This is a genomic window from Actinokineospora lacus (genome assembly GCF_053813445.1).
This window is the reverse complement of the sequence record NZ_JBQERA010000022.1, coordinates 1-12,550: the sequence shown is the minus strand read 5'-3', so window position 1 is coordinate 12,550 and position 12,550 is coordinate 1. Positions and strand designations below refer to the sequence as shown.

The window sequence follows — 12,550 nt, the reverse complement described above, 5'->3', positions numbered from 1 at the left end:
CGCGCCTGGCACCGGTCATGGGCGCCCACACCTGGACCACACGACCTAGCGCTGGGCCTCGATCAGCCATATCGCGGAGTCGAAGAGCACGCCGCGCCCGGTCTGCCGCTCCGCCATGGTGGCCCGCAGGTTCGCCAGCGCCCGTGCCCGGTCGTCGGCGGTGAGGCCGTCGAGCATCGCGGCGAACTGGCCGCCGATGAACTCGACGGCGTCGTCGGCGTCGCGGCCGAAGCACATCGGCTCCGCCAGGCCCCGCAACCGGACGTCGTGGAAGCCCGCCGAGCCCAGCAGGTCCCGCACGCGGTCCGCGTCGCCCAGCGAGAACGGCCCCGGCCCGTCCGCGGGCGGGGTCGGCAGGTCGCGCCCGAGCGCGAGCGCGGCCCGGAAGGCGGGCACCCAGCCGTTGCGCTCGATCGGCTGCCAGGCCATGAGCACGAGCCTGCCGCCTGGCCGCAGGGCCCGCCCGATGTTGTCGAACGCGGCGCGGGGGTCGCCGAAGAACATCGCGCCCGACCGGCTGATCGCGACGTCGAAGTGCTGCTCAGCGAAGGCGTGGACCTGCGCGTCGGCCTGCGTGAACCCGACGTTGCCCACGCCCTCGCGCTCGGCGCGCTCCCGGGCGAGCGCGATCATCGGCGAGGACAGGTCCACGCCCAGCGCGCTGCCCCCCACCGCCCGCCGCGCGGCGTCCCTGGTCGCCTGCCCGGTGCCGCAGCCGATGTCGAGCACCCGCTCACCCGCGCCGATCCCCGCCGCGTCCAGGAATTGCCCGTGGTAGGCGGCCACCCCTTCGTCGTAGCGGTCGGCTTGCGCCGCCCAGTAGGCGCCGGTGTCGCCGTCCCAGGCCCGCAGCTGGTCGACATTGGACGGATCAATCCCCAGCTCAACGCTCTCAGTCATTGATTCCCCAGTTCGCGCAACGGTTTCATCATCGACACTACTGGGCGCGGCGGGACCGCTCAGGCCGGTTGCCCGGCGGTCAGGCCGGGCCGAGACTCGCGAGGATCACCCGACCGAGTTCATCCGGACGGGTGAGCTGGGGCCAGTGGCCGGTGGGCAGGTCGACGTAGTCGACATCGCGGATCTTCGCCAGTTCCCGCGCGCCGGGGTGGCCCTGCTCGGCCCACTCGCGGAGCAGGGCGCTGGGGAACTCGCAGGCGATGACGGTGGCGGGCACGTCGTAGCGGCGTTCGTCGGAGAGCTGCTGGCGGTCGCGGGTGACGCGCGCGGGCGTGGGGATCGCCCGCGCGCGGAAAGCGGCGCGCAGCCCGTCGTCGAGGTCGGTGAGCTCCTCGTCGAACAGGGACCAGTCCGGCAGGGGGACCTCGCCGTTCTCCATCGGGAGCTGGTCGTTGATCACCCCGCCGTCCCCGAGGGGTTCACTGGCGACGTAGACGACGCGGGCGACGCGGTCCGGGCGCGCGTCCACCGCGGCGTGGGCGAGCGCGCCGCCGCCGGAGTGCCCGACGAGCACGACCGCGCCCGGGTCGAGCGCGTCGATCACCCCGATGACCGCGTCGACGTGGTCGCGCAGGGTGATCGCGGAGCGGTCGGCGTCGCGGGACTCCATCCCGGGCAGCGTGAGGGCATGGGTGCGGTGCCCGGCCTGCTGGAGGGCGGCGACGACGCCGTCCCACGACGAGCCGTCGAGCCAGAAGCCGGGAATCAGGATGACGTCCACGGCGCCGACCGTAGGCGACGGCACCGACACCGGTTGGCCGTCACCCCCGGCGGTAGGGGTCATGGGCGTTTGCGGGCTCGGAGCACGGTGTCGTGGAACGTGACCTCGCGGCCGTCCGGGACGGTCAGCGACCTGATCCTCGTGTCGGCGACGACGATGTCCCAGCGGTCGGGGTCGAGGTCGTTCGCGACCTCCGCCGCGGTGAGGCCCATCCCGGCGGAGCCGTGCGCCAGGGAGTGCGGGTCGGTCGGGTGGTGGCCGACGATGAGCAGCGTGCCGCCCGGGGTGACCGCGGCGGCCAGTTTCCCGAACAGCGCCCCGCTCGGCCCCACCGGATGGACGTAGCTGGCGGTGACCAGGTCGAAGTGCTCCGCCGCGGGCGTCCAGGCGGTCAGGTCGGCGTGGACCCACTCGATCCCGGCCACACCGGCGGACTCGGCCTGCTCGCGCCCGCGGCGCAGGGCCGTGGGGGCGATGTCGACGGCGGTGACCCGCCAGCCGCGCGAAGCCAGCCAGATGGCGTCGCCGCCCTCGCCGCAGCCCGCCTCCAGCGCCGTGCCGGGCGCGAGGTCCGCCGCCTCGGCCACGACCTGCGGGTTGGTCTCGGCGTGGAAGGACACGCTGTGGCTCCGGTAGCGCTCTTCCCAGTACGTCTGGTCGAATTCCTCTGACACGGGGGTTCCTCTCCTCGGTTCACAGTCCATGGCGACGCTCACCCATCACCGATTCACACAGCCGGGCCTCGGACTCCGCCGAGAACAGGCCCCGGTGGGCGGCGACCGCCTCGCGGGTCTCCTCGGCGACCAGGTCGGCGTTGATCTGCGCCGCCGCGGTGGCGCCCGCGGCCGCGGCCGCGCCCACCTGGCCTGCCAGGTCGGTGACGTTGCCCGCGACCCACACCCCGGCCGCCTCGGTACGGCCGGTCGCGTCGGCGGGGATGTGCTCGCCGACCCCCATCGGGTGCTCCACGGGCAGCAGGCCCAGTCCCGCGAGGAAACCCGCCCGCGCCACCATCCGCGGTGCGACCGCCAGCGCCTGCCTGCCGACCAGGGTGCCGTCGCCCAGGCGCACTCCCACCAGGCGGTCATCGGCGACCTCCAGGGCCGCCACCTCGCCGTCGACCACGCGGACACCGCGGGCGGCGAGTTGCTCCGCCTGCTCGCCGGTCGGCGGCGCGGTGTGGGAGAAGAACGTGACATCGGCGCTCCACTGGCGGATCAGCAGCGCCTGGTGCACCGACATCGGTCCACCGGCCAGCACCCCGATGGCCTGGTCGCGGACCTCCCACCCGTGGCAGTACGGGCAGTGCAGCACGTCGCGCCCCCACCGGGACCACAGCCCCGGCACGTCCGGCAGCTCGTCGACCACCCCGGTGGCCACCAGCAGCCTGCGGGCGCGCACCACCCGCCCACCCGACAGCGTCACCGCGAACCCGGCGTCCTCGCGGACCACCGTCGCGACCTCGCCGGACACCACGTGGCCGCCATAACCGCGGACCTCGGCCCGGCCGAGCTCCAGCAACTCCGCGGGAGCCACCCCGTCACGGCCCAGCAGCCCGCGCACCCCCGAGGCCGGGGCGTTGCGCGGAGCGCCCGCGTCGATCACCACCACCGACCGCCGCGCCCTGGCCAGCATCAGCGCCCCGCTCAGCCCCGCGGCGCCACCGCCGACCACCACCACGTCATAGCCGTCCCGTATCTCGGTCATCTCGACCACCTCCGCCACCACCATGCGAGAAGGATGGGCGATTCTGCAAACTATCTTGCCAATGTGGCAAACTGATGGGCATGGACGACGACCTGGACCACGCGCTCGACGCGGTCGGCCCCCGGCTCCGCGCGCTGCGACGCCAGCGGGAGGTCACGCTGGCCGAGCTGTCCGCGGCCACCGGCATCTCGGTCAGCACCCTGTCCCGGCTGGAGTCCGGCGGCCGCAGGCCGACCCTCGAACAGCTGCTCCCCCTGGCCAGGGCCCACGGCGTCACCCTCGACGAACTCGTCGACGCCCCACCCACCGGCGACCCGCGCATCCACCTGCGCCCGGTCACCGCCCACGGCATGACCATGCTGCCGCTCACCCGCAGGGCGGGCGGCATCCAGGCGTACAAGCTCGTGATCCCGGCCGACAGCCGCAGGAGCGAGCCCGACCCGAAGACCCACGAGGGCTACGAATGGCTCTACGTCCTCAACGGCAGGCTGCGCCTCGTCCTCGGCGACCACGACATCGTGCTCGTCCCCGGCGAGGCCGCCGAGTTCGACACCCGGGTCCCGCACTGGTTCGGCGTCACCGGCGCCGACCCCGTCGAGTTCCTCAGCCTGTTCGGCAAGCAGGGTGAACGCGCCCACCTGCGCGCCCGCCCTACCCCTCGTTGAGGAGCTGCTCCCGCAGGATGTCGGCGTGCCCGCAGTGCTGGGCCAGCTCGCGCAGCACGTGGAGGTACACCCACCGCAGCGGGAGGGGACCCCGCCGGTTGCCGTGGAGGAGGTCGTCCAGGTCCAGGCCCGCCGTCGCGGCCCGCGACGCCTCACACGCTTCCCGGTGGGCCCGCTGAACACTGGCGATGGTGTCGCCGTCATCGAGCAGGAACGACTCCCGCGGCGTCGCCGGAACGCCGATCTCGGCCCGCGACCGACAGCTGACCGCCTCGTCGAACCACACCTTCTCCACGAACGTCGCGTGCTTGACCAGCCCCAACAGCGTCGTCTCGGAAGCCACCAGCGACCGGCGCGCCTGCTCCTCGCTCACCCCGCTCAGGCACTCGTTCAACGCCGCGCGGTGCGCGTCGATGAACGCCTCGAACTGGGCGCGGATGGGCTCGGCGACGACACTCTCGACAGATGTGGACACGCCCCCAGCATCTCAAGCGCTCCCCCCGCGGTCACAGGAGCCGCACGGCGTAGGGGACGAGGCCGCCGTGGCGGACCGAGGTGACGCGGACGCGGGAGCCGGAGAAGGGGGCCTCGACCATCTGGCCGTTGCCGATGTAGAGGGCGACGTGGTGGATGCGGCCCCGGGTGGACCAGAACAGCATGTCGCCGGGGGCCTTGGCGGCCAGGGGGACCTTGCGGCCGCTGGCCGCCTGGTAGCCGGAGTAGTGGGGCAGGCTGATGCCCACGCCCGCGAAGGCGTAGATCATCAGGCCGGAGCAGTCGAAGCCGACCTTGGTGTAGTCGCCGTGGGTGTCGGCCACGCCGCCGTCGCGGATGCCGCGGGTGGGGCCGTAGGCGTTGCCGCCGCCCCAAGCGTAGGGGACGCCCAGCTGGGACAGGGCGCGATCGACGACGATGCTGACCGAGCCGCCCGCCGCGGGGCGGGTGGGGCTGGTGGGGCGGGAGGCGGGTGGGCGCCCCGCCGCGGCGGTGACCTGGTTGGCGGCCTCCTCGCGGTGCTTGGCGGCCAGCCACTCGTTGTAGCGGGTGCGCTGGGACCGCAGGCCGCCGACGCGGTTCTGGGCGGCGGTGAGTTGGCGCTCGTAGTCGGCGCGGGCGGCTTCCAGTTCGCCCGCCCGGGCTTGGGCGTCGCTTCGGGCCTGTCGGGCGCCCGCGGTGGCCGCGTCGGCGGTGCGCTTGGCGTCGGCGGCCTCGGCCTCGCGCTTCTCGGCCTCGGCGAGGGCGGCGCGGGCCAGGGAGTCCTTGTTGGCCCGGACCGTGCGGGCCCGCTCCATCTCCTCAAGGGCGTCGAGGTGGCTGCCGCCGACGGCGTCGAGGAGCTGGACGCGGGCCAGCAGGTCCTCCGGGGTCGACGCGCCGACGTAGGCGGAGATGGACCCGACCGTGCTGCCCTGCTTGAAGCTGCCCGCGGCGAACTCGTCGAGGGCGAGGCGCGCGTCCTCGATGACGCGGGCGGCGCCGTCGGCCTCCCGGGCGGCGGCCTCGGCGTCGGCACGGGCCTCGGCGGCCACGTCCTGCGCGGCCCGCAGGTCGACGAGTGCCTTGTTCGCCTCCTCCATCAACGCCTCGACCTCGGCGTGCAGCTCCATCAGGCGGGCCTCGGCCTTGGCGAGCTGGTTGGTCAGCCTGCCGACCTCACCGGCCTTGTCCTTGGCCTCGCGCTGGCTCTCGTCGAGCTCCGCCTGGCTGGGATTCGGCGGCGGGGGCGGGACGGCGAGCGCCGTGCCCGTGGCCGCGAAAACCAGCAACAGCGCCAGAATCACGCTCCGCACGACGACCCACCTCCCACTGTGGACTGGTCCTCACCGGACTCCCGGCCGACTGTGCCACTTCGGACACTTCGGGACCACTCGTAACAGGAGAAACAGGAACACCACGCGTCACGTCGATGATCGAAACTCACGCTGAGTGGTTCCACCGCACGTCGATCAACTCCCCGCCGTCACCCTAAAGTGGGTGTACCGCCCACAGCGGGCAACGCGACCTGCGACGATGTGGCCGTGTCCGACCGATCCGCGTTCCCCCGCGCCGCCGCGACCATCGGTCTCGTCGGCCTGGTGACCGCCGTGGTGGGGATGTTCCTGCCGTGGCTGCGCTCCGGCGCCGTGCTGCGCGACAGCTTCGAACTCGTCGGGGTGATCCAGACGCTGGGGTTCCTGCGCGGGCAGGCGCTGGAGGTCCTGCTGTACGCCTGGTACGGACTGCTCCCGGCGATCACCCTCAGCATCGCCGCGTACGCGCTGGGCGCACGGCGGGTGGGCGCAACGATCGCGCTGCTCGCGACGATTATTCTCGGAACCATCGCGGGAGGGGCGCGCGTCGAATACGGCAGCGGGGCAGGTTCGGTCGGCATCGCGGACACGGGCCCGACGGTCAGCCTGATCGGAGCCGCGCTGGCTGTCGCAGCAGCGTTGGGCACGCTAGTAGGCGGGCGCGGGCGCGCACGCGAGAACGCAGGAGGGGAACCGTGACGTATCCAGGCCAGGGCGGGCAGTGGCCGCCAAACGACCCGTACGGGCAGCAGGGCGGACAGCCGCCGCAGGGTTATCCGCAGCAGCCCGGCCAGCCGGGGTACCCACAGACCGGCGGCCAGCCCGCCCAGGGCTACCCGCAGCAGGGCTACCCGCAGGCCGGACCCCAGCAGGGCTACCCGCAGACCGGGCCGCAGGGCTTCCCCCAGGCCGGGTCCGCGCCCTACGGCCAGCAGCCCTACGGCCAGCAGCCCCAGTACGGCGGCGCGTACGGCTACCCCGAGCCGCCCAAGAAGAAGCGCAACGGCCTGATCATCGGCGTCGTCGCCGCCGTGATCGCGGTGTCCGCGGGCGTCGGCGCGACGCTGTGGCTGGTCAACCGCGACAGCGTGCAGGCGGGTTCGGACAGCCCCACGACGGCGGCGACCAACCTGGTCAACGCCATCGGCCAGGGTGACGTCGCGGGCCTGCTCACCGGGCTGGCCCCGGCCGAGCGGGACCTGATGTCGACGCTGAACTCCGAGACCACCAAGGAACTGGTGCGCCTGGAGGTCTACAAGCCCAACGTCGACCCGAACAAGATCACCGGCTTCGAGATGAAGACCGAGGGCCTGACCTTCGACGACGCCGCGGCCGAGAAGGTCAACGACCGCATCACGATCACCAAGCTGGTCGGGGGCACGGTCACGATCACCTCGGACATGAGCCAGCTGCCCTACACCGAGGAGTTCATCGACGCGGCGTTCCCGCGCGGGATGGACGCCCGGCCGCAGACCGAGACCGTGGACATCGCCAAGGAGATCGCCAAGAACAACGGCGAGCCCATCCGCATCGCCACGGTCAACGTCGACGGCGAGTGGTACCCGAGCCTGTTCTACACGCTGGCCGACTACGCCCTCGCCGAGGAGAAGCTGGAGTGGCCCGCCCAGGCCATCCCGGCCAACGGCGCGGCGAGCCCCGGCGAGGCCGTGCGCGAGCTGGCCGACGCCGCCCTGGCCGCGGACCTGGAGCGGGTCATCGAGCTGCTGCCGCCCGACGAGATGGGCGTGCTGCACGACGTGGGCCCGGTGCTGGTCGAGCAGGCAGGCCGGCTCGACCCCGCCCCGGCCAGGATCGTGAACCTGGTCACCGAGACCACCGACGTCGAGAACGGCACCAAGGTGCTGCTCAAGGAGCTCGAGGTCGAGGCGGAGGGCGAGACCTTCAAGATCACCAAGGACGGCGAGTGCTACGCCGCCGAGGCACAGGGCGAGCGCCAGCAGATCTGCGCCGACGAGCTCGCGGGCCAGATCGGCGGCGAGGGCGGCATGGACCCCAAGGTCGAGCGGGCACTGACCGGCCTGGTCAAGGGCATGATGGCCAACACCGGCATCGTGACCGTCGAGGTCGACGGCAAGTGGTACGTCAGCCCGATCCGGTCGCTGACCGACGTGATGGTCACCGCCCTGCAGAGCCTGGAGGCGGAAGACATCCGGGCCCTGCTGGAGATGGCCAAGTAGGACCGCGCTGTTGAGGACCGCGCCGTTGATGACCTCCCGGGGCCTGGCCTCGGGAGGTTTTTCATGTTCACCCATGGCGGCGGGGGCGGCCCCCCGGCCGCGGGGGCGTTCTGGATCACAGTCGGCGCGGCGTCCTTGAAACGACTAACAGGACAAGCGTACTGTTTGAGGTGGCGAGGGGGTCGCTGCGGGCCTTGGCCAGGTGCGCGAGACTCACCCCCACCACCGAACCGACCTGACTTGCGCCGCCACTGGAGTTGGACGTGACTACACCGAGCAAGGACAGCTTTGGCGCCCGCGCCACGCTGAATGTCGGGGACGCCTCGTACGAGGTGTTCCGACTCAGCGCGGTCGAGGGGGCCGAGCGCCTGCCGTACAGCCTGAAGATCCTGCTGGAGAACCTGCTGCGCACCGAGGACGGCGTGAACATCACCGCCGACCACGTCCGCGCGCTGGCGAACTGGGACGCCGCGGCCGAGCCGTCGACGGAGATCCAGTTCACCCCCGGCCGGGTGGTCATGCAGGACTTCACCGGCGTGCCGTGCATCGTCGACCTGGCGACCATGCGCGAGGCGGTGACCCAGCTGGGCGGCGACCCGGCCAGGGTCAACCCGCTCGCCCCGGCCGAGCTGGTCATCGACCACTCGGTGATCGCCGACATCTTCGGCCGCCCGGACGCCTTCGAGCGCAACGTCGACTTCGAGTACGAGCGCAACAAGGAGCGCTACCAGTTCCTGCGCTGGGGCCAGAGCGCCTTCGACGAGTTCAAGGTCGTCCCGCCGGGCACCGGCATCGTCCACCAGGTCAACATCGAGCACCTGGCCCGCGTCGTGATGGTCCGCGACGGGCAGGCCTACCCCGACACCCTGGTCGGCACCGACTCGCACACCACCATGGTCAACGGGCTCGGCGTGCTGGGCTGGGGCGTCGGCGGCATCGAGGCCGAGGCCGCGATGCTCGGGCAGCCGGTGTCCATGCTGATCCCGCGCGTGGTCGGCTTCAAGCTGCACGGCGAGCTGCCCGCGGGCGCCACCGCGACCGACCTGGTGCTGACGATCACCGAGATGCTGCGCAAGCAGGGCGTGGTCGGCAAGTTCGTCGAGTTCTACGGCTCGGGCGTGACCGCGGTGCCACTGGCCAACCGCGCCACCATCGGCAACATGAGCCCGGAGTTCGGCTCGACCGCGGCGATCTTCCCGGTGGACGCCGAGACCATCGCCTACCTGACGTTCACCGGCCGCTCGGCCGAGCAGGTCGCGCTGGTGGAGGCCTACGCCAAGGAGCAGGGCCTCTGGCACGACCCGGCGGCCGAGCCGGTCTACTCCGAGACCCTGGAGCTGGACCTGGCCACGGTGGTGCCCTCCATCGCCGGGCCGAAGCGCCCGCAGGACCGCATCGACCTCACCGACGCCAAGACGGCCTTCCGCGCCGCCCTGGGGACCTACGTCAGCACCGAGGTCACCGGCGACCAGAACCGCCGCTCCGGCGTGCCGCAGCAGCAGCGGCCCGAGGGCGTGCTGTCCGAAGTGGATGAGGCGTCCGCCGAGTCCTTCCCGGCCAGCGACTCCCCGGCGGTGGGCTCCGACGACGCCTCCGGCGCGCCGTTCGACTACCACTCGGCCGCCGCGGGCTCCGACGGCCGCGTCAGCACGCCCACCAGGGTGAGCCTGGACGGCGCGGAGTTCGAGATCGACCACGGCGCGGTCGCCATCGCGGCGATCACCTCCTGCACCAACACCTCCAACCCGTCGGTGATGATCGGCGCCGCGCTGCTGGCCAAGAAGGCCGTGGAGCGCGGGCTGGAGCGCAAGCCGTGGGTGAAGACCACGCTGGCGCCGGGCTCGAAGGTCGTCATGGACTACTACGAGCGCGCGGGCCTGACGCCGTACCTGGAGAAGCTGGGCTTCCACCTGGTCGGCTACGGCTGCACCACGTGCATCGGCAACTCCGGCCCGCTGCAGGACGAGATCTCCGCCGCCGTGCAGGAGTCCGACCTCGCCGTGGTCTCGGTGCTCTCGGGCAACCGCAACTTCGAGGGCCGGATCAACCCGGACGTGAAGATGAACTACCTGGCCTCGCCGCCGCTGGTGGTCGCCTACGCGCTGGCCGGGTCGATGGACATCGACATCACCACCGAGCCGCTGGGCATCGGCTCCGACGGCAAGCCGGTCCTGCTGCAGGAGATCTGGCCCTCGCCACAGGAGATCTCCGACGTCATCGCCTCGGCGATGTCGGCGGAGAGCTTCGCCAGCAGCTACGCCGACGTCTTCGCCGGTGACGAGCGCTGGCAGTCGCTGCCGACGCCGACCGGCAACACCTTCGAGTGGGACGCCGAGTCGACCTACGTCCGCAAGCCCCCGTACTTCGACGGCATGACGATGCAGACCACTCCCGTCGTCGACATCTCGGGCGCGCGGGTGCTGGCCCTGCTGGCCGACTCGGTCACCACCGACCACATCTCCCCGGCGGGCGCGATCAAGCAGGACACGCCCGCGGGCAAGTACCTGACCGAGCACGGCGTGGAGCGCAAGGACTTCAACTCCTACGGCTCGCGCCGCGGCAACCACGAGGTGATGATCCGCGGCACCTTCGCCAACATCCGGCTGCGCAACCTGCTGCTGGACGACGTGCAGGGCGGCTACACCCGCGACTTCACCCGCGAGGGCGAGCAGGCGTTCATCTACGACGCCGCGCAGAACTACGCCGAGGCGGGGATTCCGCTGGTGGTCCTCGCGGGCAAGGAGTACGGCTCCGGGTCCTCGCGGGACTGGGCGGCCAAGGGCACCTCGCTGCTGGGCGTGCGCGCGGTCATCGCCGAGTCGTTCGAGCGCATCCACCGCTCGAACCTGATCGGCATGGGCGTGCTGCCGATGCAGTTCCCGCAGGGCGAGACCGCCGAGTCGCTCGGGCTGGACGGCACCGAGACCTACGACATCTCCGGGATCACCGCGCTGAACGACGGCTCGACCCCGCGGACGGTCACGGTGACGGCGACCAAGACCGATGGCGCCACTGTGGACTTCGACGCCGTGGTGCGCATCGACACCCCGGGCGAGGCCGACTACTACCGCAACGGCGGCATCATGCAGTACGTGCTGCGCAAGATGGTCTCGAACTGACCTTCCCGCGCCGAGGGCCGTCCCGACCACGGGGCGGCCCTCGGCCGTTTCACGGCGTCGCACAACGAATCTCCGTCCGGACTGCGACCTGGGTCCTAACGCCGAGGTCGTCCTGTTTGCCAGGCTAGGCAGGCGGGACACCGACCGGACAGGGCAACTCCCCGCCCTGTGGACAACTCCCGCCGCGACGGGAGGATTCCCAGGTGACGTGGACGGTGCTGGTGGTGGCGGGCATGGTCGTGCTCGTCGGTTCCATCGTGCAGGGCGCGGTCGGCTTCGGGCTCAACCTCATCGGCGGGCCGCTGCTGGCGCTGCTGGACCCGGTCTTCGTCCCGGTGCCGGTGCTGCTGATCGCCTGCGTCCTGGCGGCGGCGATGACCCTGCGGGAACTCAAGGCCGTCGAGTGGCGCGGCGTCGGGTGGGCGATGGTCGGGCGGGTGCCGGGCAACCTGCTCGGGCTGCTTGCGCTGGTGCTGCTGCCCGTGGCCGGGTTCAACCTTGTGATCGGGACGACCGTGCTGGTGTGCGTGGGGTTGTCGGTGATCACGTGGCGGCCGAAGGTGACCGCGCCGAACCTGGTGGTCGCGGGCACGGCCTCCGGCGCGTTCGGCACCGTCTCGGCGATCGGCGGGCCCCCGATCGCGCTGCTCTACCAGAACCAGGCCGGGCCGACCGTGCGCGCGACGCTCAACGCGTTCTTCCTCATCGCCGCCCTCTCCTCGGTGGCCACGCTGGCGGTGGCGGGCCAGGTGCGCGGCGAGCACCTGACGGCCGCCGCCGCGCTGACCCCGTTCGTCGCGGTCGGGTTCCTCATCTCCGGGCCCGCGCGGTACCTGCTGTCGGGCACCAGGCTGCGCGCCGCCGTGCTGGGCATCGCCGCGGCGAGCGCGCTGGTGCTGATCGTCCGCAGCCTGGCGGGCTGACACTCCACAGAGGATTCAGTTTCGAAACTACGTCCCGCGAATTCGAAACTATTCGTTGATCCGACCGTTGAACTTTCGTTACAGGCAGCCGCATACTGCGATTCCTGCAACGGAAAGGGGCGCAATGATGCGCGCAGTTCCCCACTCCCGGTCGAAAGTCTTTCGGCATTCGATCGTCGCCGGCGCGGTCGTGGCTCTCGCCTCAGCCGCCCTCGCCTCGGTGTCCGGGCCCGCCGTCGCGGCGGGCAGCACGCTCGCGGCGGCCGCGGCGGAGAAGGGCCGGTACTTCGGCACCGCGGTCGCGGCGAACAAGCTCTCGGACTCGACCTACGTCGGCATCCTCAACCGCGAGTTCGACATGGTGACCGCCGAGAACGAGATGAAGATCGACGCCTTGGAACCCAACCAGGGCCAGTTCTCCTACGCCAACGCCGACCGCATCGTCAACCACGCCCGCAACCAGGGCA

General features: G+C 71.8%; 12 protein-coding genes. 6 read left to right on the top strand and 6 right to left on the bottom strand.

The window, feature by feature from the left end:
* Nucleotides 1–45: 45 nt before the first annotated feature.
* From ACTG9Q_RS32145 to ACTG9Q_RS32130, 4 genes are all read right to left on the bottom strand, one after another.
* Nucleotides 46–900 carry a class I SAM-dependent methyltransferase gene (locus ACTG9Q_RS32145; protein WP_455576721.1) on the bottom strand — a complete coding sequence of 285 codons (855 nt, stop codon included), beginning with the start codon at nt 898–900 and terminating at the stop codon, nt 46–48.
* 79 nt (nt 901–979) lie between these two features.
* Nucleotides 980–1,681, bottom strand: a complete 702-nt coding sequence (locus ACTG9Q_RS32140) for an alpha/beta fold hydrolase (RefSeq protein WP_455576720.1) — start codon at nt 1,679–1,681, stop codon at nt 980–982.
* 59 nt (nt 1,682–1,740) lie between these two features.
* Complete coding sequence (locus ACTG9Q_RS32135; protein WP_455576719.1) at nt 1,741–2,355, bottom strand: class I SAM-dependent methyltransferase; 615 nt, start codon at nt 2,353–2,355, stop codon at nt 1,741–1,743.
* Nucleotides 2,356–2,374: 19 nt separating this feature from the next.
* A complete protein-coding gene (locus tag ACTG9Q_RS32130) occupies nt 2,375–3,388 on the bottom strand; it encodes an NAD(P)/FAD-dependent oxidoreductase (RefSeq protein ID WP_455576718.1) in 1,014 nt (337 codons plus the stop codon).
* A gap of 80 nt (nt 3,389–3,468) precedes the next feature.
* On the opposite strand from ACTG9Q_RS32130, the gene ACTG9Q_RS32125 reads away from it, so the two are divergent.
* Nucleotides 3,469–4,053: a helix-turn-helix domain-containing protein gene (locus tag ACTG9Q_RS32125; RefSeq protein WP_455576717.1), complete on the top strand. Its 585-nt coding sequence runs from the start codon at nt 3,469–3,471 to the stop codon at nt 4,051–4,053.
* Here the strand turns inward: ACTG9Q_RS32125 and ACTG9Q_RS32120 are convergent.
* Both ACTG9Q_RS32120 and ACTG9Q_RS32115 read right to left on the bottom strand, forming a co-directional pair.
* Entirely contained in the window at nt 4,040–4,528 is a 489-nt protein-coding gene (locus ACTG9Q_RS32120; RefSeq protein ID WP_455576716.1) for a DinB family protein, read from the bottom strand. The genes ACTG9Q_RS32125 and ACTG9Q_RS32120 overlap by 14 nt on opposite strands.
* A 31-nt stretch (nt 4,529–4,559) precedes the next feature.
* The gene (locus ACTG9Q_RS32115) at nt 4,560–5,843 is read right to left on the bottom strand and encodes an NlpC/P60 family protein (protein WP_455576715.1); all 1,284 of its coding nucleotides are present in this window, start codon (nt 5,841–5,843) and stop codon (nt 4,560–4,562) included.
* Nucleotides 5,844–6,071: 228 nt separating this feature from the next.
* Here ACTG9Q_RS32115 and ACTG9Q_RS32110 point away from each other — a divergent pair, with 228 nt between their 5' ends.
* The 5 genes from ACTG9Q_RS32110 to ACTG9Q_RS32090 all read left to right on the top strand — a co-directional run.
* The gene (locus ACTG9Q_RS32110) at nt 6,072–6,542 is read left to right on the top strand and encodes a hypothetical protein (RefSeq protein WP_455576714.1); all 471 of its coding nucleotides are present in this window, start codon (nt 6,072–6,074) and stop codon (nt 6,540–6,542) included.
* On the top strand, nt 6,539–8,041 hold the full coding sequence (locus ACTG9Q_RS32105) for a flagellar basal body protein FliL (RefSeq protein ID WP_455576713.1): 1,503 nt from the start codon (nt 6,539–6,541) through the stop codon (nt 8,039–8,041). The genes ACTG9Q_RS32110 and ACTG9Q_RS32105 overlap by 4 nt, the downstream gene beginning before the upstream one ends.
* A 263-nt stretch (nt 8,042–8,304) precedes the next feature.
* Entirely contained in the window at nt 8,305–11,160 is a 2,856-nt protein-coding gene (locus ACTG9Q_RS32100; protein ID WP_455576712.1) for an aconitate hydratase, read from the top strand.
* 203 nt (nt 11,161–11,363) lie between these two features.
* Nucleotides 11,364–12,083, top strand: a complete 720-nt coding sequence (locus tag ACTG9Q_RS32095; RefSeq protein ID WP_455576711.1) for a sulfite exporter TauE/SafE family protein — start codon at nt 11,364–11,366, stop codon at nt 12,081–12,083.
* A 190-nt stretch (nt 12,084–12,273) separates the two neighbouring features.
* Nucleotides 12,274–12,550: endo-1,4-beta-xylanase (locus ACTG9Q_RS32090; RefSeq protein WP_455576710.1), on the top strand; the 277-nt coding region annotated here is incomplete at its 3' end.